We start from the raw sequence: 25,983 nt of genomic DNA on the forward strand, positions 1-25,983 counted from the left end.
GTGGTTCCATGGGTGTGGAGTGCCAAGATCGAGGCCATTGCCAATGAGGACGAGACAATCCGAAGGTTACCCTCGTCATTATGTACCACAAGCAAACCCCGCACCCAACACGCTGGACGCGCGCGCTCAATCAGGGCAAAAGGGAAGCTCGGCCATTCGAGGACATGTGCAACAAGGTCGGTGGGGTGTGTTCAAGATCGCTCAAAACGGGAAGCAGTTGAACAAATTTTCCACTATAGGTATATCCTTGGATTCACATATATAATACTTTCGCTTCAAACATAGCGCGGCCTTTAGCGTGTTAAACCCATCCTCACAATTGAGTATCTTATTATGAAGATTGTTATTGACTTGGATCAAACGATAACGGCTCCGAAACCAGGCGAAACATACGAAAATGCCTCGTGTAACACGGCTGTGGTCGCCAAGCTCAAAGAATATCAACAGCAAGGGTTTACGATTGCCATCCATACAGCACGCAATATGCGTACCCACTCTGGAAATCTAGGGAAGATCAACACCGACACCTTGCCGCTGATTATCCGCTGGCTGGATAAGAACCAGGTGCCATACGACGAAATATTCGTTGGAAAGCCTTGGTGCGAGGATGGCGGTTTTTATGTGGATGATAAATCAATCAGACCCGACGAGTTTGCAAAACTTTCGCTAAAGGAAATCTATGAATTGATCGGGGAGACATCTCCGCAATGACAACTGGAATAATCATGTCCGGGACGTATGTTCAGACCGGTCTCATTGCAGAATTCGGAAAAATTCCCCCATCGTTTTTGCCGCTCGGAAATAGGCGACTGTACTGGCATCAAATCGCAATGCTGCAATCCCATTGCGATCAGGTTTTTCTGACAGTGCCTGACGATTTTGAGCTACCGCAGAAGGATGTCGTGGCGTTGGCTGAATTGGGCGTGCAGGTTTTGCCCAGTGATCGGTCACGCACCATCGCTGAGGCCCTCCTTGATGGCATATCGAGTATCCCGACGCTCGACGGCCCATTGATTGTCTTGTACGGTGACACATTGTTCTCGGATCAAGCCGCGTTACCACCCGACTTCTATAGCGCACATGTTGCCGTTGATGAGTATAAGTGGACACCTGCCGCAATGATCAGCGGTGCCGACGCTCAGAACGAGCCTGGGCTCGTCGTTTCAGGGCTCTATTCATTTTCATCCACAAGAATATTATCCGACGCGCTGTTAAACTGTTACGGCGACATCATAGAAGCCCTTAAAATCTATGATCAATCCTCGCCCCTTCAGATGCTGACCCAAGGGAGCTGGTTTGATTTCGGACATGCGCAAACCTACTACACCTCATGCGGTTTTATTACGACACAGAGATCCTTCAACTCATTGAAGATAACGCGGCAAAGCGTCGAAAAAAGCAGCGATGACATTCGAAAAATGGAAGCGGAAGCAAGCTGGTTCGAAGCTCTGCCTGCTGAAATGCGCGTATACGCCCCCACGTTTCTTGGCCGAATAGAAACTGACGGAAAAACGACCGGCTACCGCACGCAGAACACCTATCTTTCCACGCTGGCAAATCTTTCAACCTTCGGACGGCTTAACAAAAACACCTGGAGCAGTATTTTTGCAGCCTGCAAAGAGTTCTTGGATGAAACCGCCCAAGTCGCGGGTCCAGCTCAAATGCCCATCGATCTGGAAGGCTATTATCAACCCAAAACAGATGCCCGGCTAAAGCGGTTCTCCGACGAAACGGGCTTTGACACGACCAAGGCCATTACTGTCAACGGCCTTACCGCGCCGTCGCCAGTTCAGATGAGCCGTGAGACCGGCACAATTATTCTGGCGTCATCGGCCCCTAGCCCTACACTCATGCACGGCGATTTCTGTTTTTCCAACATATTTTTCGATTTCCGAAGCCGACTGGTCAAAGTTATCGATCCGCGAGGGATCGCACCGAGCGGCGAAATTACAGCCTTCGGCGACCCGCGTTACGATGTTGCCAAGCTGTCTCACTCTGCATTGGGGCGATACGATGCCATTATTTCTGGCCACGTTACGGCCGGCCAGAACGGCCATCACTTCACCTTGAACAGCGGCGACCTGAATACGTCTACGTGGCAGCAAATTGAAGAGGCGTTTCATGAAGCGGGGTTTCTCGCGAACAGTGAAAGCCGAAAAGTTAATCATGCAATAATGGTGCAGCTGTTTTTGTCCATGCTCCCGCTCCACGCCGATCACCCCGACCGGCAGGTTGCGTTTTTGGCCAATGCCGCACGGCTCTTCTTACAGATGGAGGAATAACGATGTTTGTGTTTCCAATGGCCGGGCTCAGCAGCAGGTTTACCAAAGCGGGCTACAAAAAGCCAAAATATATGCTTGATGCTGGCGGCATGACATTGTTTGAACATTCAATTGCGGGTTTCTCTGCCTATTTTAAGACGGAGCCGTTTCTGTTCATCTCGCTGAAAGGGGTAGTTGACCCCACATTCATTCGCGAGAAATGTCGGCGTCAGGGCTTGCCCGATGACCACATCATCATTGCCGAGCTGGACGCCCCCACAGATGGGCAAGCAACAACTGTCGCCAGCGGCCTCGCGGATATCGGCGTGGCGGAAGCCGAGCCGTTAACAATCTTTAATATTGATACAATCTATTCCAGCTTCCAGCATCCCGTATTGCCTGACGCACCTGATGTCGCGGGATATCTCGATGTGTTTGAGGGGCCGGGTGAGCATTGGTCATTTGTGCGCCCCCAACACCCCGACGAGCAATTTGGACGCGCCGTTGAGGTTACCGAAAAGCGCCGCATCTCGAACCTGTGCTCGACGGGGCTTTACCACTTTAGGTCCGCCGGACTTTTCCAACAGGAATTCGCAGCAATTCGTGATGTTCCAGCATCAGATTTGCAAGGAAACGAGCGCTATATTGCACCGTTTTACGACCGGATGATCAAGAACGGCAAACAAGTATTTTATAGGGTAATTGACCCGCAAAGCGTTCAATTCAGCGGAACACCGGATGAATACGCACAATTTGTCGCACAAAACGGCTGGGAGGCTGAAAGACCATGAAGCGGACATTGGAGAAGGTCACAGGAACTTTGGGCGGTAAAGCCGCGCCCGAAAAGAAAGGCAAGTTGCGGGTAGCGCTTTGCATTGCCGGCCAGATGCGCGGCTATGAAAAGGCGGCCCCATCTGTTTTGAAAAACCTCATCGAGCCACTGGACGCGGATGTATTCATCCATACATGGAGCGACATTGGCAGCTCGATCAACGAACACCGGCGAACGCTGCCCGTACCATTTCCAGAATACATACCAGGAAAAATCCAACATAAACGCCCTCAGTTTGACGCTATGTTTCCTGCATATTCAGCCAGTATTTCCGAGTCAGGGAAAGTAGACTGCAACAGGTTGGAAACACTGTATAATCCTGTTGCGGCAGTGATAGAAGACTCACCTGCACCTGAAGATTTTGATGATTTTTTCGGATTCTCCGTGCCGGAAAAACTATTGAATGCGGAAATAAAGTCGCAGTGGTCTCGGCAACTTTTCTATAAAATCTGGAAGTGCAATGAACTTAAGAAAGCTGCTGAGTTAAAAGGGGGCTTTACTTACGATTTGGTAATTCGGCTTAGACCCGACTTATCTATTGGAAACCCAATTCCAGAATCACACCTAAACGATCTAGAAAAAATTCATTTCCGCATCCGAAATATTGACGCAAATTTTCAGATGTCTGATCAGTACTTTTACGGGGGATCCCCGCAAATGGACATTGCTTGCGATACATTTCGCAACATTCCTGATCTGTGGAAAGAATACGATCAGGGGTCAAGACATCACAAGTATTATTGTGCGGAGGGACTTCTTTGTACGTCCGTTAAACGTTCAGGAAATTTTGAAATTGCTCCGTTCAGGACAGAAAAAGCAAGCGAGAAAAACACCTGTCTGTTGCTCTCCCACGGCCAAAAACGCTTTTCCTATCTAGAAGCAAAGGACGCGTTGCTGAGTGACATAAAATCTATTTCTGGTGCGCAGAAAGACCGGATAACGCTGGCTTTGGGTCGTACGCTGGCTGCCTATGTCGTGGCGGCAACGGCAAAAAACAAAGATGCGGGCGAGCTTGCTAACTTAGTCTTGGAATACGAAACGGAAACCGGTGCGCCCGCCGACTTTGCAAACTCCATCCTCTCATTCGCAAAAGAGGACCTTGAACAGGCCCGGGAACACGCCAAGAAAGCCTTGGCTCAGGAACCGAATTCCACAGCGATTTTAACGCATCTTGCGAAAGTCGCAAGAAAGCAGGGCCTACCAGACGATGCCGTAAAATTTGCAACGCGCGCGATTGAACTGCCCGATGAATACAAACGACAAAACAGGCCAAGCAAGTGGGTGCTTTTTGATACCTTGGGGTATGCTCAGGAGGATCTGAACAATTATGAGGAGGCCTTTACGGCCTATATGGCGTCATTTTCCCTGAACCCGGGCCGGGCTGCTTCGGCTTATCGAACAGGGAAGATGTTGTATAGGTTGGGGAAATACGATCAAAGCCTGTGGTTCCTGAGGCAAGCGCAAATACTTGATCCCGATCACCATGCAGCCGCCTACATAGAGGCGCATTGCCTGTGCAAAGTCGGTATGTACCTCGATGCACAAGCAATCACGCTAAAATTTGCCGGCACCACTCTCGAAGTGGGTGGCCGCAAAACCAAATTTCTTGGCCCACTGGCAATATTGCAGTTCAAACGTGGCATAAAGGCGGCGGCCGAGAAAACCATAGACGCATATTTGGCGACCGGAGCAACCCATGAGGACGAGGTCGTGGAGCTGACAAAGCTCTTGGTAAGCCTCAACCGGGTGTCGGATGCAAAAACCCTCGCAAAGCGGGGGCTCGCGGCACATCCAAATAGCCGATTTGTGCAACGAGGTCTGGATTGGTTAATTAACTAGTTAAAATCGGGGGGCAACCCAAACGAACGAATACAAGAATGACAAAGTAACGGAACTTTTCAGACCAGTTCAAATCAGATGTGGCGGTTGAAGCACTGCGCGGTGATGCTATTGATCTAACCCGGTGCCCGTCCGACTTCGACAACATCTTTCAGATTCTGAAATTTGCTGGCTGCCCAATCCTGTAGAGTGTACATCTTGACAGTCACAATGTCGAAACATCGGGGCGCGCGGCTACGGATATTGACAGCGGTAGACGTGACCTCAAAAAATGCAGAGATTATTTTTTAACGTGGTACTTTATGTGGTATAATTTATAATTACTATAAATATTATTATATATTTCAAAAGCCTACTTGAATCCTTCTAAGGACTGTCTCTCCGCCATTTACCTATTTTCATTATAAATCAATGACTTAGGGCGTGGCATTGACCATCATTGACCACCGTTATTGACCAAGTGTTTTTGGCCATATGATCGTGAGAGCCTCGGGCTGAGTTAGTCAGGCTATCTTTGGTGACCTTTAGCTGAGTGAAACGGTTTCATTTAGGTTACCAAGCATCCGTTGCGGGGACACCCTAATTCCGAATTATGGTGTGGCTTTGAAGGTAAGCGTGATGAACACGCTAAGGTGGCCCAGAGGGTTAGCGCGCTGAACGCGCTTAGGGTCAGGACTTCGGTAACGGGGACGTCTCAGTCAAGTGCTTTTTGACATACGCATCCGGCCGCATAGTTGCGGATTTGATGACAGTTGTTTTCTGAGCCGTTCTGCTTTCGCCACAGCCTTCTTTTGAGATCACCCCGGGTGCATGCTTCGGTCCGTGGTCAGCGCGATGGCTGCCAACATGATGCTGGTTCAAATGCAATTCCGATGTGCCCATCTCATAGGCGTGCTCGATGTTGGTCGGCAACAGTCCGGAGCACGGCATCATCGGAACCACGTCCCTAGGGGACCTCGAAGGCCTGCAGTCAGGCGCGTGACGGCAGGAAAAGCAATTTTTTAGACCGCATGGGGCACGGCAGTGTCTGATCGAAAGTCTGTGTCATCAACCCACATCCGGTGCAGGATCACCCCGATGCGCCGGGCTAACGCGACCATGGCGCGCTTACCACCTCTGCGGCGGGAGACTTGCGCTGCCCATGTTCTCAGCCAGGTCGAACGCCCGCGGTGCAACATCACGGTCGCAGCCTGACATAGCGCGCGACGCAGGTTGACATCACCTGCCTTGGTGATGCCGCCTGAGACATCGCGTTCGCCCGACTGGTTGCGTGATGGTGTGGTAATCGCCCCCTTTTTAACGGGGTGCATCTGTAGAACTTACGCGGCCATTTTCAGTTTCATAGCGGGTGTGATGCCGCCGATGCCCATGTTCGGGCGGTCGTTGTTATATGTCCAGAGCCATTGTGTGGCCTGATCCTGAGCCTCCTCGATGCTTTCGATGATGTATTGATCCAGCCATTCATGCCGAACCGTCCGGTTGTAGCGCTCGACATAGGCGTTCTGCTGGGGCTGTCCGGGTTGGATGTGCTGGATCGTAACACTATGTTTCTCAGCCCATTTTCTCAGTGTTTCGCTGATATATTCCGGCCCATTGTCGACCCTGATCGTGCCCGGTTTTCCGCGCCATTCGATAATGCGATCAAGGCTGCGGATGACCCGTTCGGCAGGGAGCGAGAAATCAACCTCGATCCCCAGCCCTTCGCGGTTGAAGTCGTCCAACACATTCAAAAGCCGAAAAGCCCTGCCGTCGCCGAGGCGATCCGCCATGAAGTCCATGGACCAGGTCACATTCGGTCTGTTCGGGACCGCCAGAACGTCAGGCTTCTCCCGTTTCAGCCGCTTGCGCGGCTTGATGCGCAGGTTCAGTTCCAGCTCACAGTAGATCCGGTAGACCCGCTTGTGGTTCCACGGATGCCCCTTCACGTTGCGCAAATGCAGGAAACACAGGCCAAATCCCCAAGTCTTGCGCGCATCCGTCAGCCCTGTCAGCAGATCGGCGATCACCTCGTTCTCGTCTTTCAGCTTCGGGCTGTAACGATAGCAGGTCTCGCTGACCTCGAAGGCCCGGCACGCCAGCGCGATGCTGACGCCCCGTCGCTCTACCGCCGTTTCGGCCATCTCGCGGCGCTGAGATGGCCCCGTTACTTTTTTCCGAGGGCTTCCTTCAATAAGTCCGCCTGCATGCTCAGATCTGCATACATCCGCTTCAGCCTGCGGTTCTCTTCCTCCATGGCTTTCATCTGGCTGACCATGGATGCATCCATGCCACCATACTTCGCACGCCATTTGTAAAACGACGCATTGCTCATGCCATGTTCACGGCAAAGCTCGGCCACCGGCACACCACCTTCGGCTTGGCGCAGGATCGCAAGGATCTGGGGTTCGCTATATCTGGTCATTTTCATTCAAAATCTCCTCGTTCATCTTGCCGAGAAAATTCTACTTCCGCAGCCCCTTACTTTCGGGGGGGATTACCATCGGCGGCATCACACCCGCTATGAAACTGAAAATGGCCGCGTAAGTTCTACAGATGCACCCCGTTAAAAAGGGGGCGATTACCGTGGATGCTGCGGCGGCGGCTTTGCCAAAGTATCGCAAAGCCAATTTGGCTGCTCAACCGCGCGCAACAAGGGCAAAGCGGTGTGCAGCAACATGGCAACGATTGGTCAGTCCGAACTGGAGCGGCGCGTGCTCGACGCGCTGCAACACAATCTAATGGATCAAGAAGCGCTGACGGTCTTCTGCGAGGAATACGCCCGCGAGCGCAACCGGCTGCAGGCCGAAGCCTCATCCAATCGGGGCGCAATGGAGCGCGCACTGGCAACGGCAAAAAGCGACCATTCCAAACTGATCGATGCGATCATTGCCGGTGTCCCCGCCGAGCAAGTCAAAGACCGCATGATCGCACTGGATGCACAGCGGATCCAACTGGAGGCGCAGCTCAGTCGCGAACCTGCCCCCTCCCCTATCAGAATTCACCCGAAGATGGCCGGGACTTACCGCGCGCATGTGGGCATGCTGGTTGAGCAACTTCAGCAGCCTGACGGGATGCTGGAAGCCAAGGAAGCATTACGAGGATTGATTGACCGGATTGTGCTCAAACCACAGGCCGAGGGCGGCAAGCTGAGCATCCACCTGGAAGGCGCTTTGGCGGCGCTGCTTTTGCTGAGTTTGGGGTCCAAAACGCAAAAAGGCCTGAGCTGCAAAACTCAAGCCGTTGAATATATTGAGGAATTAGTATTGGTTGCGGGGGTAGGATTTGAACCTACGACCTTCAGGTTATGAGCCGTAATTCACCGATTAGGCTAACACTAGCCTTTTCAATAGCTTACCGGCAAATCACTGATATCACAAACTGACTTCGCCATGTCCGGTCGTGTTTCGCCGAGTTTCGAAGTCTCACCAAGTGCTCGAAACTGTATTCGCGTGTTGACCAGGCGTTGACAAGAGCAGTGGTAACCATATCCGAAATGCAATCGTCCAGCGTCACCTCATGATCATGTGCTTGCAAACCTTCCGGTCGGTCTAGGCAGATATCCGCGTTCACTACTTCATCACTTGAACATCTTTTCAAAACACACTATCTATTTCTCTAAGAGGGAATACCTCACCGGCATAGACGGGCTAAGCATTAGGTGCTGCCCAATATATTCAGAGGCCGCCCGTAAGCACATGCTTTGTCAACGTGCTGGCGGCGGCCTCAATAGCGACATCTGATTTTCTATCGATGTTGCGAAAGAGCCAACTTCCAAAACGCGACAGCATCGTTTTCTTAAGACGGCGCTCGATTTCTGAAGCCATTCTCGATGGATCAATGTCCGAATTGGCAACTATCGTCTTCAACGTTTGGCAAAGTTCTGCATCACGATCGCTTCCCTCAATCGGTATTAGATTGCTCAGCCGATCAATCATGGCTGCTGTAGAGAGCATGAGAGGGCTGCTGCCGGAAAATTTCTTGCTATCAATTTGGCGCGTGTAAAAAGAATGCCCAAATGCAAGTGCTCGCAACTGCGTATAAAAAAGGCGTACAAATCGCTCTTCAGCAGATTCTTCATTCATTGACAGCTTCGACATAATGATGGTCGCATCTATCTCGCGCCCTTGGAGTCCGCTGCGCGACCCGAGAAACTCATAATCGCCGGAATACAGAGGGCGGCAACTTTTTGAAAATGAGAGCGGCGCTTCATTTCCGGATCGTAGGAAGGCATATGGACTTCCTACGCTGACATAGTCGACACCTACGCTCGCGATATCATACTGATTGATCATACTGCTCTTCGTGCTGCTGCTGAGATATGAATCTCGCAGAGCATTCGAAGCCCGAAAAAGGACACAATCTTCAATTCGGCCGTCGGGGAGATTTATCGAAACGTCCTTCTCGAGCAATTGAGAAATTACCTTTTCCGCGCTGTAGCTATATGCCAACCCTTTGTATTTAGAAGTTTGTGCGACGTCGTATATTGACGGTTCATTAAGTCTGAATCCAAATTCAAATCGACCGGACATTTGGCCATCAAAGAAAAATCGCCGATAGATTGGGTAGGCTAATATTGGCCTTTCCGATTGATCCAGGGCAGATACAAAGGTCTGGCTTGGATATTTAATAAGATTTTCGCAGTCTGAGTAGTAGTTTTCCCCTATGAACCCGTTTCCAGATTTGTTTCTATAGTGAATGCTTCCAAATCCGCGCATAAACTTAGCCTGAGGGTCTTGCTCGCCCCATTTTGGCTTATCTAATCTTCCTAGGGCATTTGAATGTAGTCCACGAAAGTCGACCAACGGAAACACAACTGACACAAACAAAGCTTTCTCCCATAGGCTAAATACGTTGTATGTTGAACAGCCGACACTCCATGTCAATCACCGAAGATATTTGAAATCGACCTGAATTCATGATCACGCAAATTGGTTAGGCGTGGACCAGGACTGGTGGGCACTAGGATGGGCAAGAATTCGGGCCATTTCTGACCCATCCAGCTCATCCTAGTGTCCACCCAGACTGAGCGCGGGCTCCAGCCGCTAACCCATTGATCTGGCTGTCCGGAATTGCCCAACCCTCTTCAGTTCCACCTTCTGCCTGTATTCCGCCCCCTGCCCCATGCTCTGACTTGATAAGGGCGTGGAACTACGCCTGTATCGTCGGGCAAGGAGACAGGACACATGGTCAACAGACTGAAATTGAACGAGAAAAATCTGCGAGACGCTGAACTGCGGGCGGGCGTCAGCTATCAGATTTTCGACACCGAGGTGATCGGCTTTGCCGTGAGGGTCCAGTCCTCGGGCGCGCGAACCTTCACGATCGATTACCGCCATGCCGGGCGGCAGCGGCGCATGAACATCGGACGCTGGCCGGAATGGAGCGTGACCGCCGCGCGCGAACGCGCCAAGGAACTGCGCCGCGCCATCGACGAGGGGCGCGACCCTCTGGCCGTGCGGGAGGATTTCCGCGAAGCCCCGCGCGTCAAAGACATGATCGACCGCTATATCGCGGAACATTTGCCCAAGCTGGCCAAGAATAATGCGGGCGATCAGGTCTCGATGCTGCGGAAAATGCTGGAACCCGCTTGGGGCAACAAGCTGGTGACCGAGATCACCAAGTCCGACGTCGCGCGGTTCCTTGATTTCGTGGCCGAGGGCCGCCCCCGTCCGTGTAAGGCCAAGCCAAATAACCGCGCGCGCAAGCTGCAAGGCCACAAGCCAACACCGATCCGCGCCAACCGCATGGGCGAGGTTCTGCGCAAGATGTTCACGCTGGCCATCGAATGGGAATGGCGGGGCGACAATCCGGCGCAGGGGTTCCACCGGCGCGTTGAGCAGGCCCGTGAGCGGTTTCTGGGGCCCGAGGAACTGACGCGGATCGCGGCGGTGCTCGACAACGCCGAGGATAAGCGCGGCGCGGCGATCATCCGCATGTGCATGCTGACCGGCGCACGCGTGGGCGAGGTGCGCACCGCACGGTTTGAGCAATTCAACCTCGACTATGTCATCTGGTCGAAACCCGCCGCGACCACGAAGCAGCGCAAAATCCACCGCGTCCCGATTTCGCAGGAGGTGGTAACCATCGTCCGCCAGCGCCAACTGGTCGTCCCGAAGGGCAACCCGTGGCTGTTTCCCGGCGAGGCCATCGGCCAGCCGGTGCGGGAAATCCGCCGCTTCTGGGCACGCGTCCAGAAAGAGGCGGATCTGCCAGATGTTCGTATTCATGATCTGCGCCACACCTTCGCATCCCTGCTGGTTAGCGGCGGTGCCTCGCTGGAAATGATCGGCAGGCTCTTGGGTCACAGCCAGATGCAAACGACACAACGCTACGCCCATCTGATGGATTCTCCGCTGCGCGCTGGAGTCGACACCGTGGCCAGCATCCTGCGCCCGCGACCGCGCCTTGTGCACGATGCAGCGCAGGATGAGGCGGACCTGACAAAGTCAGCATAGCCCTTAGGTCGGTTCTTCGCCGCGCAGCTTGCGCCAGAGTGCGGTCAGACGCTTGCGGATCGTACTTTCATCCGGCACGTCGCCTGACTTTGAGTTTTGTACGAACCAGTCTTGTACCAACGCTACCAGCGCCGTTTGCGTTTCGGGCACACCCTTCTCGAAAAGGAACCAGGTCAACCACGCGTACATCGCATCCCAATCATATCGCGGCGTTGTCCCTGTATTCGACGCAGGGCGGCGCATCAGGTCACGTTCCTCCTCAAATTGCTGCACAGAAAAGGCAGCCAGCAGCAGGTCCGACGACCGGATGGGCAGCCCGTCAGGTGGATCGGTCACCTTCAGCCAGACCTTGTTTCCAGGCGGCAGGACACGCTTCAGGCGGCAGAGCTCATCGCTTGGGCCATAGCGACGAAACATCGGCATCAGTTCTGCAATTGGCACTTCGACCAGCCCCGCAACGGTCTCGTCACCACAGCTAACTGGCGGGATCCCCGCAAGAACCTGAAAATGTCCAGCTGCCGCCCAGCCTGCCACATCGGCCGGAGGACAGCCCCAGCGCGCAGAGAGTTCGTAAATCGAGTAGAAAGCTATCGGTGGCAGAGGCATAAAAACATCCTTTCAAACATGCGGCTTCCTTCGGCCAAAGCCGTTGGGATGCGGGTAAAAAAACCCGCGATGCCAAGCATGCGGGCGAACTGGGTTATGAGCTTTAGGTCGAGGAAAACCGCCTGAGGGCCAGAGCCGCGTCCCTCGGGATGCTGGCGTCTGACTGTGTTCGTCTTATTCGATTCTTATTTGCTGCTCACGGTGAGAATACGCATCCTGTGGGCGAGTTGGCAATCACGAAACCGTGATAGTCGGTCTATCCAGCGGGTTTCCACAACAAGCTGTCGAGTGCCGTTGAACATCGGCGGAACACGACCGGAAATGCCAATTCCGGCCATTCCGCACCGCGCACATCCCGCGCGCCCCCCATCGATGCCGGTCAATGCGGCCTGCCAGAAGAATTGAGCAGCGTCACGCAGTGACCGGCGCTTGAACCCTTGCGGTATTGGACAAGTCAGGGGTCCTGACCCGCTCTCAACCACAGGGGAGTTTCCCTGAATCCTCAATAAAACAAGGGCCGGAATTGGTCAGCGGATTTCAATTCCACCTTCCGCCTGTATTCCGCCCCTCGCGGTCTGCTTCGCTGTCCCTGCCCCCGCGCGAGGGGCATGAGGCAAATGGAGCAGCCATGAAACAACCCCACACTGACGCACCATATGAACCGCTAAACCTACTGGCCGACTGGATCAGCCGCGATCAGTTGGCAGGCGAACTTGGCATCACAGCGGACACCCTCGCGAGATGGGAAGCGCGTCGCCAGGGGCCGCCATGTACACGCATAGGGCGAAAGTCACTTTACCGCCGGATCGCCGTTCAAGACTGGATCCGCGCGCAGGAGCAGGTGCATCCAGTGCGCAAATCACGGGGGCGGTCATGACCCTGCCCCTCCGCCTCCCCGCCCCTTGGCCCGCTGATCGGTTGGCCGAAGCCCGCGCCGTCATCGCCAATGTCGCCCATCACAGCGACCATCTGATCCGGCTCGCCTGCAATGTTCTGGTCTCGCATGGCGAAACTGCCGGTGAACGCAAGGACGCGCGCGCACTGCTGCTGGTGATCGATGCGCGACGACCGATCCGGCAGGCCCAGCGTGAGGGAAACCGGGAGGTCGGGCAATGAACCGCCGTGGTACTCCCGAGGCCGATCTGCAGCGTGCGGTCGTGCAAGCGTTGCGCGTTGTTCTGCCCCGAACAGCCATCATCCATCACTGCGCCAATGAAGTGACCGAACCCGGACCTCGCGGTGCCAAGCGCCAGGCAATCCTGGTCGGCATGGGCGTTCATGCGGGCTTTGCGGATCTGATGGTCATTTGCGACGCCCGAGTGTTGTTCCTCGAGCTGAAAGCCCCCAAGGGCCGCCTTCGTCCCGAGCAAGAAGGGTTTCGCGATGCGGTTCTCGCGCAGGATTTTGGCTGGGCGCTGGTGCGCAGTCTCGACGATGCGCTGGGCGCGTTGGCTGATCACGGCTTCACCACGCGCATTGCGGCCCCTGTCCGAAGGTCCGCGCCATGAGCCATGACGCCACCAACTGGGCCATCAAACAGCGCGGGCTGAAACCGACCACCAAAATCGTGCTCTGGCATCTGTGTGATCGGTTCAACCCGGACTACGGTTGCTTCCCCTCACAAGCGCGACTGGCCCATGATTGCGAGATCAGCCGATCAACGCTGAACGATCACATCGGCCAGCTGGAAGCCGGAGGCCTGCTGCGCCGTGTGTCGCGCGTCGATCCAGTGACCAAACGACAGCTACCGACCCGCTACATCTTGGGGTTCGAGCCAGGCTTTACACGCGCTGATGTGATTCCATGTCCGGAAATCGGACACGGGTGTTCGCCCTTCGGTCATTACGCCGAAACTGCTTCCGAAATCGACCAAATCGATTCCGTTTCGGTCGAGCCGTGTCCAGATTCCGGACATGGAATTGACGCTAAGCCCGTGTCCGGATTTTGCCCCGAGCCGTGTCCGGAAAATGACCAAAGCCGTGTCCGAAATCCGGACACTAACCTTGTAAGAGAACCACTAAGTAAACCAGTAAAGGAGGAGGAGGACGCGCAAGCGCGCGATTTCGAATTTGATCAGTTTTTCGAAGAGCTGATTTTGGCGCTGGGCCTGGACCCAGACGCCCTGCCCGGCTGGTGGCAAGGATCGTCACCCCGGTTGCACGTTCAGCGCTGGCGCACAGAGCTGAGGCTGACCGCGGCCGAGATCGTCGCTGCGGCCAAGGACAGCCGCAACGACCATCCCGAGCCGCCTGATGGCCCCAAGGCGCTCGACCGCGCCATGCAGCGCGCCGCCCAGCGCAAGACGGATGATGCTGGTCGGAAGCGCCGGAGGCGCAAGGCCGATCCGGTGTCAACCGCGAAGCCCATCGTCGACTTGCCGGTGTTCTACGCCGAGATCATCAATTCTGACCGCTACCTGCCCGTCAGCGCCATCAACAACACCGTCCGCGATGCCATGTTGGGGCGTGGGCTGGTAACAGCCGAACGGCTCCGGATGCGGGGTGTGCGATGACCCTGCAACGGCCGATCAATAGTCGCGGCGCACGCACAAAACGCGCGCTGGGCGTGCAAGCGGTGCTGGAATGGGCGTTCCGGGTTGAAAAAGCGCAGCTGGAGCTTCCGGTGCGCAAGGATGTGTCAGATGAGGGTTTTGGCTTTGGGTTGGAATATGTTCTGCTGCAGCGCGCCGCGCTGGGCTGCAAGGTGGACGGAGGTCAGCACAAGATAGGCAGCTACACCCATGCAGACGCCGAGGTAGTTGCCGCCACTGTCGCGGGGATGCCTGAACGGCTCGGCGGCATCCGTATGGCGATCAGCGTGGCCGAACTGGCACGCGCAGGGATAACACCCGACTGGATGCCCAGTGTTGTGCCACGCTGCGTGCCAATGGAGACCAAGAGCAACCAACATGGCGAACGGGCGACCACGATTGTAGTTGGCACCGAGCGGGTACTGACGCGGGGCAAATGGCGGACGGTCAAGGTTTTGGCCTGTCCGGTCACTTGGCGTCCGCATCCGGAGCAGATTGCATCTGCACGGCGCGGCTATGAGGATTGGTGGGAGGCGCTGGATTGGGTGCGCGACGGCCTAGTTGTAGGGGGAATGCTGCGGGAGGTTGAGGTGACGACGGCGATGCCGAAGTTGCGCCCATGGAAGTAATCGCTCCCGTATTCGACATCGCCCGCCATTCAACCCTGATTTGTACGAACGTTCCCATTGCATCTGGCTCAGCATACTGCAATTTTGTTTTTAAACAGTGGCCTCAGCGATTAGAGGCCGTAGGCCGCAAACAAAAGCCTAATGCTTTGGAGTTGAAATTTGAGCGAAGAAACCCTCGACCACATTGAGTTTGGTGAGTTTGTCGAACTCAGGGGGCGAAAATGGCTGTCTCAAGGTGCCAATCTCCTTGCGAAAGATCTGAACGTCTTGCAGCTTTCCTGCATTGAAGACGATGCGCAAGGAGAAGAGGCAACGGTAATCTGGGATGCCGAGATTGCTGCACATTCTGCGACCGATTCACTTTGGGGTGCAATAGGATCGACGGGAACCGACACCGCATCTACGTTTTCCGCGTGGCTAAAGACCGTCGATTGGAATTCAACTTCGGTTGCGGACAAAGGTCTATTTCAGGCACCATTTCGCGCGGGAATACGACTTGATCCGTACCAGCTCGCGCCGCTTCAAAAAGCATTAGACCTTCCAAGGGTCAACATGCTGATTGCCGATGACGTTGGCTTAGGCAAAACAATCGAAGCTGGGCTTGTGCTGCGAGAAATGCTGCTTCGCGGCCGAGTTAACTTTGTGGTGATCGCATGCCCACCTTCAATGATTATGCAATGGCATGAAGAACTTGGTCAGAAGTTCGGGATAGCGGCCACCATTCTGGACAGAAATTACTTGGCTCAGATTCGTCGCAGGCGTGGCTTTGGCACCAATCCATGGGCTTCTGGATCTTGCTTTCTAGTCTCTCACCGGCTTCTTGCTGACGAGACCTACGCTTCGGGCTTGCGAGAGATCCTCGGCCCTATGCGCTCAAACTCGATGCTGATCCTTGATGAAGCGCATCATGCCGCCCCAGCCAGCGGAAGTCGTTATGCGGTAGACAGCCAATTCACCCGGGCAATACGCGATATTGCGCAGGGTTTTGAACATCGTCTGTTCCTCAGCGCGACCCCGCACAATGGTCATTCAAACAGTTTTACCGCGCTCCTAGAAATTCTCGATCCACACCGTTTTACACGTGGAGTTCCCGTCGAGACGGCGGATTTAGAACCGGTAATGGTGCGGCGGTTGAAATCGGACCTACGTGCACTGGGCGAGCATTTTCCAGAGAGAATAGTCGAAGAAGTGAAAATTGATGGCCTGGCAACTGATGATGCCGATTTGCGGCTCTCGGAAATGCTGGAATCCTATGGCGCAATGAGAGACGCTCGGCTTCATGCGATGACCGCCCGCGAGCGGGCAGAAGGAAAACTGGTGTTTTCTGGGTTACAACAGCGCCTGCTATCATCGCCGGAAGCATTCAGAAAGACGCTTGAAGTGCACTTGCGAGCCATGAAAGCTCCAACCACGGCTGAGCATGCAAAGCTCAGTTCGTTGGCGACGGCCTTTGCAGATGGGAAGGAAGTTGACGGTCTTGACGAAGATGACCTCAATTATTCCACTGCCATGACCGATGACGTTGACGATGATGCGAGCCTTGTCACAGCGGCAACAATGGCAGGTCTGGCGGGGGCTACAGAGCCTGCAGTCGAAGACGAAAAATCATTCGTCAAATTGATGTTGGAGGAAGCACGCAAGGCCAGCCTGAAACCCGATGCTCGTGTCAGATGGATGGCATCTTGGATTCGTCAGAACATGACATCTGACGGAAATTGGAACGACCGAAGGCTGATAGTTTTCACAGAGTACCAGGATACACGGCTGTGGCTGCAAAACCGATTGCTTGAACTTCTTGACGACCTCGACCCCGACAATCACTTTGCAAGTCTGACTGGCATGACTTCTCAGGAAGATCGGGAGCGCATCAAATTCGCCTTTAACTGCAACCCTTCCGAAAGCCCTTTGAGATTGCTGATTTGTACTGACGCTGCGCGCGAAGGGATCAACCTTCAAAAGGGCTGTCATGACTTGGTCCATTTCGACTTACCGTGGAACCCATCACGCCTAGAACAACGGAATGGCCGCATCGACAGAAAGTTGCAGCCAGCTCCTACAGTGTTCTGCCGCTACTTCAGGTACGCACAGCGTCCCACGGACATTGTGCAGGCTGCCTTGGTTCGCAAGACAGAGAGAATCAGGAATGAACTTGGTGCCGTTGGTCGGGTCATCGAAGATCGCTTGATGAAACGGCTGACATCCGAGGGTATCAGACGAGACAGGGCCGTGGCGCTGGCGGCTGAACTAGAGAATGACGACGAAACCGCGACCTATCGCGCCGAGATTCGGGCATTGAACGGCACCGAGGAGAAACGTCGCAAGGCAGTTGGCGAAGAAAACGCCAAACTGCGCAAGACGCTTGAGGATTCACGTCGACGTGTTGGCATCCTGGGCAGCGATCTTCAGCAGGTCATCGGAATCGCGCTTTCGCAATCGGGTGGGCATCTGACGCATTCGTCGGTGTCGTCTGTGCCCAGCGCCACCGTCTTCACGATCCACGAGAACGATCCGGTATTTTCTGGAGCAGGATGGGCTCCAATCTTGGATGATCTGCGTCTTGCTCCACCTGCCAAAGGCCAAAAGCTGAATGAGTGGCGGGCAGCGCAACCGCTAAAGCGCTTATCCTTTGATCCTGTTATCTTGCCTGATCAGAGAGATGCACCCGAGGTTTGCCATCTGCATGTGGAGCATCGTCTGGTTCGGCGTCTTGTAGCTCGGTTTGTGTCGCAAGGTTTTCGTACCCGCCTGAATCGCGCTTGTGTTCTAATGGTTCCAAACGCACAGCGGCGTGTAGTCTTACTCGGTCGCATGTCGCTTTACGGGCCCAAAGGGGTGCGTTTGCACGAGGAAGTCATCCCGATCACGGCGCGCATTGGTGCAGATGGTCAATTGCGCCTGCTGCGCCCAGGACTGGATGCTGAAGCACTCACTTTGGCAAGCCTAGATGATTCACTCCGGGACGGGAAAGCAGCGAGTGACGCTATTTCCACCGAGGCCCTGAGCCGCAGAAGGGGCGATGTTGCAAGCCTGCGATCTGAGTTCGAACTGCGTTCTGCCCCTATTATCAAAGCTGTAACAGAACAGCTTCAAGAGCTTGGCAAGAAGGAAGAAGCGAGCATGCGTCGGCTGCTGATCGACCAACGCGCGCGCCTCCAGAAGCGAGCGCACGAACCGGAACAGAGTGAATTCAACTTTGAAGAACAACGCCAGGTAGATGCTGACCGTCGGCACTGGCAGAAGAAGCTGGACCGCTTATTGACCGAAATCGATGTGGAGCCGGCGAAAATCCGCAAAGGCTTTGACGTCGTCGCGTGCCGTCTGGAACCAGTTGGATTGATTTACTTGTGGCCGGAGACGACTTGATGATCATTGCCGAGCCATTAAAATACGCGCCATTTGAATGGCTTGACCACGTCCAGCGCGAAGGCTTGGTTTTCGCTAGGCCTATCCTTGAAGATCTTGGCATCAGTCCCGTTCAACAGACGCGCTTTGACAGCCAAGATGTGGCCGCCCATCTGGCCACCACCCGCGATGAGCCAGCGGTTGCTGATCCATTGGGTTTCCTACAGTCCGTACTTGGCTGGCCTATCAGCCGTATTGCTGGCGCTTCTGGCGGCCCATCGCTGCCGGACCTTGCGACGCTGGCACTTCCCGAACTGGACACGGTGCTTTCGGCTGACTTGGCTCTGATAGACACCCGGGCGGAGGATCGCGTCCTATTGCTTGTGCGCACCGAGGATGCGGAAACTGACCCGGATGCTCGCGGTGCCCTTGACGGATGGGAGGCATCCCCCCAGCAGCGATTTGAGCGCCTGCTGCGCGAGAGCGGTGTCGAGGTCGGCATACTCTTTTCCGACCTGCAGCTTCGACTTGTCTATGCACCACGGGGAGAAACAGCAGGCTGGATTGGCTGGCCTTTGCATGATCTGACCTCAGTCGCTGGTCGTTCCATGCTGGGTGGCCTCAAGTCGGCGCTGGGCACAGACCGCCTGTTTACTGCCCCTCAAAATATGCGGCTGAACGCCGTTCTGAAAGCATCGCGTGATGCACAGGCCATTGTCTCGATCACCCTTGCCGAACAGGTCCTTGGGGCCCTGCACGAACTTCTGCGCGGTTTCCTCGCGGACGACGATGCCCGTGAATTGGTCGAAATCCTGGCGGATGAAGACCCTGAACAACTCTATGAAGGCCTGCTGACCGTCCTACTCCGGCTCGTATTCGTCCTGTTTGCCGAGGACCGCGAGCTTCTCCCTTCGATGACCGAGGACTCTGCTCGCATCCTCTACGACGAAAACTATTCCGCCCGTGGCCTCTATGACCGCCTGCTGGAAGATCGCGCTTTGAACCCTGACACGATGGATGAACGGGTTGGTGGCTGGGGCCGGTTGCTTGCTCTATTTGGAATGATCCACAGCGGCCATCGCAGTGGCTTCATCCGGTCGCGCGGTGGGCGCTTGTTCGACCCGGACGTGTTCTTGTTCCTGCAAGGCCGCAAGACCAAGGACGACAAGGCCCGCGTCTTACGCATCTCGGACAACTGCATCCTAAACGTTCTCGAAGGCCTGCTGTCCCTGAAAGGCGAACGCCTGTCTTACAAGGCGCTCGATGTCGAACAGATCGGCTCAGTCTATGAAACCGTCATGGGGTTTCGCGTTGAACGGGCCAGCGGCCCTATGCTGGCCATCAAGGCAGGCAAGAACAACAAGACACCGGTCTATGTCGACCTCGACGCTTTACTGGCCCGCAAGCCCGCTGACCGCAAGAAATACCTCAAAGAGGAATGCCAGCGCTCAAATCTGACCAAGCGGCAGGAAGACGCGCTAAAGGACGCCACCTCGGTAGAAACCTTGGCCGCCGCCCTTGATGGCATTGTTGATGAACGCGCCTCGCCACATAAACGTGCCGCCCCTGCGGGCACACCAATCCTGCAGCCCACCGATGAACGCCGTGAAAGCGGCTCGCACTATACCCCGCGCAGCCTGACCCAGCCCATCGTGGCCGAGGCGCTGGAGCCTGTCCTCCTCCACCTCGGCGATACCCCGACGCCCGATCAGATTCTTGATATCAAGGTCTGCGATCCGGCCATGGGTTCGGGAGCCTTCCTGGTGGAAACTTGCCGCGCCCTAGCCTCCCATCTGACCCGCGCGTGGGAGCGTAACCCCACCCAGCGCCCCACCCTGCCGCAGGATGAGGATGAGGACCTGCACGCCCGCCGCCTTGTCGCCCAGCGCTGCCTGTATGGCGTTGACCGCAACCCGATGGCCGTGGACTTGGCACGGCTGTCGTTGTGGCTCGCCACCTTGGCGCGCGATCATGAATTCACCTTCCTCGACCATGCCCTGAAGTCTGGCGACAGCCTTGTCGGCCTGACCGAGGCCGAGATTGGCACTTTGACCTGGGATGCCAAAATCTCCAAACCCCTGCTGATCGGCCATATCAAGGAGCGCGTCGACACCTGGCGCGAGGGAAGGCAGGCCATCCGTTCTGCGCCCGACGATGTGGCGCTGGCTCTGCAAGAGGTGCGGCTGCGTGACGCCGAACGCTCGCTCTCTACCATCCGCAACGTCGGAGATGCGCTGGTGTCGACCTTCTTCGCCGCTGCAAAAGCCACGGTGCGCAGAAAGGAGTTGGAGGCGTTTCAGGTCGCCTTTACTGAACGCCGCGCCGATGCTTGGGAATTGGCGGCAATCATGGCCGCCGAACTTCGCACCGGCGACCATCCCATCGCCCCCTTCCACTGGCAGATCGAATTCCCAGAGGTGTTCGGGCGCGACAATCCAGGGTTTGACCTGATCGTCGGCAACCCGCCCTTTGCAGGCAAGAACACGATCGCCAAGGGCAATCGCGCCGGGTACGGTCAGTGGTTGCAGTGGCGGCATGACAAGACCCATGGCAATGCCGATCTGGTGGCGCATTTCTTTCGCCGGGCCGAGCGGTTGTTGCGAAAAGGCGGTGGCTTTGGCCTGATCGCGTCGAACACCATCGCGCAGGGCGATACCCGCGAAAGCGGGCTGCGGCAGATGATCGCCCATGGCACGGTACTGTATCGGGCGGTGCGGCGGCTGAAATGGCCGGGCGAGGCGGCGGTGGTCGTGTCGGTGGTGCATGGCGTGAAGCGACCTCAGCAAGTGCCGCCCTTAAGGATCGACGGGCGCCCGGTGGAGCGGATTTCGGCCTTCCTTGTGAACGGTGACAATGACGATAGCCCGATCGCGCTGGCGGTGAATGAGGATATGGCATTTCAGGGCTCCATCGTACTGGGAATGGGGTTCACATTTGATGATGCGGCTGCTGCAAAGGGCACCGCAAACTCGATAGCCGACATGGAAGATTTGATTGCTTCAAATCACCGAAACACTGAAAGGATAAAGCCATATCTGGGTGGCGAAGAAGTAAACGATCACCCCCGACACTTGCATCATCGGTACGTGATTGACTTCGAGGACTTCCCGCTACGTCGGGACCCTAATCTAAAGCCTTGGTTCGGTTCATCCGACAAGCGGCAACGTGAACTGCTCCAATCCGGAATTGTCCCGGCAGATTATCCGGATTCGGTCGCGGCAGATTGGCCCGAGCTATTGGGGATCGTAGAGCGATTTCTAAAAGGAAAACGAGCTAGTCATTCAACCGCCCATTGGTGGCACTATGAACGCCGCCGGGGTGAACTATATCGAGCCATTTCTACGCAAGATCATGTCTTGCTTAATGTCCAAGTTAGCAAGCACATGATTTTTGCGAAATCGGATAGCAAATACATATTCTCACAGCGAATCAATGTCGTGACGCCACTTTCTTGGGGTCTTTTCGCATCTCTACAGACTGCCGCACACGAGCTTTGGTCTCGATTCTTCGGGTCTTCGCTAGAAGACCGCTTAACGTACACAGTGACAGATTGCTTCGCCACCTTCCCATTCCCCGAAGGTTACAACACCAATCCAGACCTCGAAGCCGCTGGCCAAGCCTACCACGATCACCGCGCGCAACTGATGATCGCCACCAACAAGGGCCTGACCCCCACCTACAACCGCTTTCACGACTCCTACGATGACGACTCCGAAATCCAGCGCCTGCGTGACCTCCACGCCGACATGGATCGCGCCGTGCTGCGCGCCTATGGCTGGGACGATCTGGCCGATGCTGCCAATCCAGTCTTCCTGAACGAGGAAACCGAGACGGAATTCACCTATCAGGGCCGCCTGTTTTGGCCTTCGGATTTTCGCGATGAGGTGCTTGCGCGCCTGCTCGACCTCAACCGCGAACGCTTTGCCGCAGAGGCGAATGAAGGCATCGCCGTTGCAACCGCACCGGATGCGCCGCACTCTGGCGCCCAATCCGGCAAACGGCCCAAGCAGAGCACACTGGATATTGGTGACGGCCCCCTATTTGACAGGACGATTAAATGACGACGAGTTTGGAAGTCCGCGAAACCATATTGACCAAATTGCGCCGTGACCTGATCGGCCCCAATCCCACCCCGGAAGATGCCGATCTGACGACTGAAATCCTGCCCGAGGAACCTTCGAAATGGTATCTGACCGGCTGGATCGCCCCCACGCAGGACGGCACATCGCCGCTGGACGAAGACGACGTTGACGCCCCGGCCGAGGAAACCCTCGCCGGGCTGGAAGCCCCAAGCACCGCCCCCGACGACGAAGGCACCGCCCAAGACCACACCGCCCGCAAACGCTTTCTGCCCACCTCGCTCGGCCTGTCCACCGCCCTGCCGATCACGGCGACCGAGGTGACGGTGACACTCGACTGGGGCGACTACATCGCTGAACCAATGCCACCCGAAGCGATCCTGGAGGCCGAGGGTCGCACCGCAATGCCCGACGTCCGCTGGAGCCGCAAACCGCGACACGTGACCCACAAGCTGGTACTGAAGGAAGGCAAGTGGGACGAAGTTCTGCCCGGCAGCAAAACCCTGATCAATCGACCCGGTGCATTGGTCCTGTCGATGATTTGCCGCAAAACCAAGATGCGTCAGGCCGAGGGGCCGGATGTGGACATCTGGTCGCTTTCGGTATTCGTCGTGAACCGCCGTGCCGTGGTCCGCAACCGCCGCTTTGCCGAAATGTCCTATGCGTTCCAAGTGCGGATGACAGTGGAATGTGCGCAAGGCATCGTGGCGGGCTATGATCTGACCGGCTATCGTTCCACCGACGCCGACCTGCGCACGCACGACCTACATTATCACGACGTCCCGCAATACGCCGCTGGCCGCAACACCGCTTGCGCGCATGAAACAGATTCCGATGGCGTGGTTCGCCGAGTACGCACAGAACCGATGCCCGTGGCCGAGGTCGAACGAGTGGCCCCAAACGAAAGCATCACTGGCGTCACTTTCGACATGATCGCCCTGCGCGACGCCGCACGCGCCGGGGCAGATCCGCTGCGCGCCGCCTTGGCCGATCTCCCACGTCACTACGGCGACTGGATCACAGCCCAGTCACCGTTGGCGGATCAGTTTGCAAGCGAGCCGCTTCGTCGCGACATGGCGCAAGAGTTGATCAAAGCCCAATCTGAAACCAAGGCACGGATGGAAGCCGGGATCGAACTGCTGCTGACCAACGACATGGCCCGGACAGCCTTTGTGGCGATGAACGAGGCGGTGGAAACCGCAGGCCGCCGCCGTTTCGCGTCTGAGCGCGGCGTGCCGTTGGACCAGATAGGTCCACTAAAGTGGCGGCCCTTCCAGTTGGCCTTCATCTTGGTGAACCTCTCGGGCCTGACTGACAAGACCCACCCCGACCGCGAAATCGTCGACCTGCTGTTCTTCCCCACAGGTGGTGGCAAGACTGAAGCCTACCTCGGCCTAGCTGCGTATACCATCGCGCTTCGGCGCCTTGGTGCATCGGGCGTTTTGGGTGCGGGAGTGACGGTGATCATGCGCTATACACTGCGCCTGCTGACACTGGACCAATTGGGCCGGGCCGCTGGCGTGATTTGCGCCTTGGAATTGATGCGCTGTTCAGACGCTTGGAAGGACACGCAGGGCAAACGCATGCTTGGCGATTGGGACATCGAGATCGGTCTCTGGATCGGATCGGCGGCATCCCCGAACAGGCTGGGCGGCAAAGGCGATACCGGTGATGACCGGGCTGTCACGCGGGTGCGGGCGTACCGCAAGCGCAGTGGACCCGCGCCAGCGCCGATCAGGAACTGTCCGTGGTGCGGCTCCAACCTTGGGCATAACAGCTTTAAATGCTGGCCGAACGAACAGGTGCCGACGCGCATGCTGATCATTTGCCCGAATGTTGACTGCGACTTCACCGGTGATCGTGCTCTGCCCATCTTGGCAACCGACGATGAAATTTACCGGCGTTTGCCCGCGTTCATCGTGGCGACCATCGACAAGTTCGCGGCTTTGCCTTGGGTCGGTCAGACTGGTGCGTTTTTCGGTCACGTCGACAGAGCCGATAACCAAGGGTTTTACGGGGCATCCGAACCTCGTAGTGGGGCGCGGTTGAACAACGGCTGGCAGCTGGATCCACCAGATCTGATCGTGCAGGACGAACTTCACCTGATTTCCGGCCCGCTTGGCACCGTCGCGGGGCTGTATGAGACCGCAATTGACTATCTGGCGACAAGACATAAAGGCGACGATCGGATCAGGCCAAAGATCGTCGCGTCAACCGCTACGGTCCGACGGGCCCAAACCCAGATCCGAGCTCTGTTTGACAGAAACGAAACAGCGATCTTCCCTCCCCCTGGTATCAGCCGCCGCAACAGCTTCTTCGCCGAAACACTGCAAGCAAGCGAGGCAAACCCAGCAAGAAAGTACATCGGCTTAGCCGCCCTTGGGCGCGGGCCGAAGCTCGTTTTCTTGCGCGCCCTCGTCTCACTTGAGGCTGCAGCGCAGTCTGAGTTCGACGCGCAAGGCGCTGCAACCGGTAATGCTGCGGACCCCTACATGACTGCAATGTGCTATTTCAACGCGTTACGAGAACTGGGTGGCGCTCGACGGATCGTTGAAGACGAAGTGCGCGACCGCGCTCAACGCTATGGCGCCGAACGGCGAAGAATAAGTCCTACCGACATTCCATTCGCAAATCGCAAGATCGCTGCACCGGTGGAGCTGACATCCCGCGAAAGCACTGACCAGGTGGCGCAGTCGAAACGACGTCTGGATTCCAAGGCTGGATCAAAAGACGCCGTTGATGTTGCCCTGGCAACCAACATGATTTCGGTCGGCTTAGACATCACACGCCTGGGTTTAATGGTGGTGATGGGCCAACCTAAAGCAACGGCAGAATATATCCAGGCAACCAGTCGCGTTGGCCGCGACCATCAGCGACCCGGACTGGTTCTTTCTCTCCTAAACGTACATAAGCCTCGTGACCGCGCGCACTATGAGCGCTTCGGGTATTTCCATGAAAGCTTTTATCGCGGCGTAGAAGCCACTAGCGTCACCCCATGGGCTGACAGGGCCTTGGATCGGGCTCTTGCTGCTGTTCTTGTCGCAATCATTCGGCACGCTGACCGCCAATACGGCGGTGATGAAGCGGCAGGCGTATTTTCACTGCCTCAACCTGTCTTTGATCGCGCACTCGCATACATAGTCGAGCGCGCAGCCCCCTTCACCGAAGTGTCCAGTGACCTCGAAACACAGATCACGTCACTTGCGGATATCTGGGCCAAGACCGCCGCGTCGCAAACCGGAAACGGGGGTAGGTTGAGCTACAATCGGCGTGGACAGAACAGTTTGCTTCAAGACGTTCTGGATCCCCAAACTAAGACACTTGATCAAGAGCGGCAGCTTTTCACGGCAGGGCGATCCATGCGGGATGTTGAACCCGTTGTCAGGCTAGACATTTGTGGCCCGAACGCGCGCCCGCTTCAGAGCTGAGGA

Annotated in this window: 16 protein-coding genes and 1 pseudogene; 13 read left to right on the forward strand and 4 right to left on the reverse strand. The window is 56.0% G+C overall.

Features of this window, described 5'->3' with window-relative positions; all coding sequences use genetic code 11:
* Positions 1–333: 333 nt before the first annotated feature.
* From EOK75_RS06940 to EOK75_RS06955, 4 genes are read left to right on the forward strand one after another with little or no spacing between them, the layout of a single operon-like run.
* Entirely contained in the window at positions 334–711 is a 378-nt protein-coding gene (locus EOK75_RS06940; protein ID WP_137193176.1) for an HAD family hydrolase, read from the forward strand.
* Between the two features lie 14 nt (positions 712–725).
* Entirely contained in the window at positions 726–2,282 is a 1,557-nt protein-coding gene (locus EOK75_RS06945) for an NTP transferase domain-containing protein (protein ID WP_137193177.1), read from the forward strand.
* Between the two features lie 2 nt (positions 2,283–2,284).
* A complete protein-coding gene (locus tag EOK75_RS06950) occupies positions 2,285–3,052 on the forward strand; it encodes a glycosyltransferase family protein (protein ID WP_137193178.1) in 768 nt (255 codons plus the stop codon).
* Entirely contained in the window at positions 3,049–4,932 is a 1,884-nt protein-coding gene (locus EOK75_RS06955) for a tetratricopeptide repeat protein (protein WP_137193179.1), read from the forward strand. Before EOK75_RS06950 ends, EOK75_RS06955 begins: the two co-directional genes overlap by 4 nt.
* Before the next feature lie 1,001 nt (positions 4,933–5,933).
* On the opposite strand, the pseudogene EOK75_RS06960 reads toward EOK75_RS06955, so the two are convergent.
* Both EOK75_RS06960 and EOK75_RS06965 read right to left on the reverse strand, forming a co-directional pair.
* A pseudogene (locus EOK75_RS06960) lies at positions 5,934–6,212 on the reverse strand (transposase); the annotation flags it as partial.
* A 39-nt stretch (positions 6,213–6,251) separates the two neighbouring features.
* Positions 6,252–7,339 (reverse strand): IS3 family transposase gene (locus EOK75_RS06965; protein ID WP_137192138.1). Its coding sequence is split into 2 segments (ribosomal slippage): positions 6,252–7,078 and positions 7,078–7,339, totalling 1,089 coding nucleotides; the frame shifts between segments, so codons are not numbered across the junction.
* Positions 7,340–7,586: 247 nt separating this feature from the next.
* Between EOK75_RS06965 and EOK75_RS06970 the strand changes: the two genes are divergently transcribed.
* Entirely contained in the window at positions 7,587–8,219 is a 633-nt protein-coding gene (locus tag EOK75_RS06970) for a hypothetical protein (RefSeq protein WP_137193180.1), read from the forward strand.
* A 366-nt stretch (positions 8,220–8,585) separates the two neighbouring features.
* On the opposite strand, the gene EOK75_RS06975 is transcribed toward EOK75_RS06970, so the two are convergent.
* Positions 8,586–9,626, reverse strand: a complete 1,041-nt coding sequence (locus tag EOK75_RS06975; protein WP_168199174.1) for a hypothetical protein — start codon at positions 9,624–9,626, stop codon at positions 8,586–8,588.
* 468 nt (positions 9,627–10,094) lie between these two features.
* On the opposite strand from EOK75_RS06975, the gene EOK75_RS06980 reads away from it, so the two are divergent.
* Positions 10,095–11,366, forward strand: a complete 1,272-nt coding sequence (locus EOK75_RS06980; RefSeq protein WP_137193182.1) for a tyrosine-type recombinase/integrase — start codon at positions 10,095–10,097, stop codon at positions 11,364–11,366.
* 3 nt (positions 11,367–11,369) lie between these two features.
* On the opposite strand, the gene EOK75_RS06985 is transcribed toward EOK75_RS06980, so the two are convergent.
* Positions 11,370–11,972, reverse strand: coding sequence for a hypothetical protein (locus EOK75_RS06985; protein ID WP_137193183.1), 603 nt, complete (start codon positions 11,970–11,972; stop codon positions 11,370–11,372).
* 873 nt (positions 11,973–12,845) lie between these two features.
* Between EOK75_RS06985 and EOK75_RS06995 the strand changes: the two genes are divergently transcribed.
* The 7 genes from EOK75_RS06995 (at position 12,846) to drmA (ending at position 25,980) form a co-directional block, all read left to right on the forward strand.
* Positions 12,846–13,088: a hypothetical protein gene (locus tag EOK75_RS06995; RefSeq protein WP_137193185.1), complete on the forward strand. Its 243-nt coding sequence runs from the start codon at positions 12,846–12,848 to the stop codon at positions 13,086–13,088.
* Positions 13,085–13,480, forward strand: a complete 396-nt coding sequence (locus EOK75_RS07000; protein WP_137193186.1) for a VRR-NUC domain-containing protein — start codon at positions 13,085–13,087, stop codon at positions 13,478–13,480. The genes EOK75_RS06995 and EOK75_RS07000 overlap by 4 nt, the downstream gene beginning before the upstream one ends.
* A complete protein-coding gene (locus tag EOK75_RS07005) occupies positions 13,477–14,484 on the forward strand; it encodes a helix-turn-helix domain-containing protein (RefSeq protein WP_137193187.1) in 1,008 nt (335 codons plus the stop codon). The genes EOK75_RS07000 and EOK75_RS07005 overlap by 4 nt, the downstream gene beginning before the upstream one ends.
* Positions 14,481–15,131: a hypothetical protein gene (locus tag EOK75_RS07010; RefSeq protein ID WP_137193188.1), complete on the forward strand. Its 651-nt coding sequence runs from the start codon at positions 14,481–14,483 to the stop codon at positions 15,129–15,131. Before EOK75_RS07005 ends, EOK75_RS07010 begins: the two co-directional genes overlap by 4 nt.
* Positions 15,132–15,290: 159 nt before the next feature.
* Positions 15,291–18,494 (forward strand): DISARM system SNF2-like helicase DrmD, encoded by a 3,204-nt coding sequence (gene drmD / locus EOK75_RS07015; RefSeq protein ID WP_205965441.1) that lies wholly within the window; start codon positions 15,291–15,293, stop codon positions 18,492–18,494.
* On the forward strand, positions 18,494–22,534 hold the full coding sequence (locus tag EOK75_RS07020; protein WP_137193189.1) for an Eco57I restriction-modification methylase domain-containing protein: 4,041 nt from the start codon (positions 18,494–18,496) through the stop codon (positions 22,532–22,534). Before drmD ends, EOK75_RS07020 begins: the two co-directional genes overlap by 1 nt.
* Positions 22,531–25,980, forward strand: coding sequence for a DISARM system helicase DrmA (drmA, locus tag EOK75_RS07025; RefSeq protein ID WP_137193190.1), 3,450 nt, complete (start codon positions 22,531–22,533; stop codon positions 25,978–25,980). Before EOK75_RS07020 ends, drmA begins: the two co-directional genes overlap by 4 nt.
* Positions 25,981–25,983: the final 3 nt, after the last annotated feature.

The sequence above is a fragment of the Pseudorhodobacter turbinis genome, assembly GCF_005234135.1.
Taxonomy (GTDB): Bacteria; Pseudomonadota; Alphaproteobacteria; order Rhodobacterales; family Rhodobacteraceae; genus Pseudorhodobacter; species Pseudorhodobacter turbinis.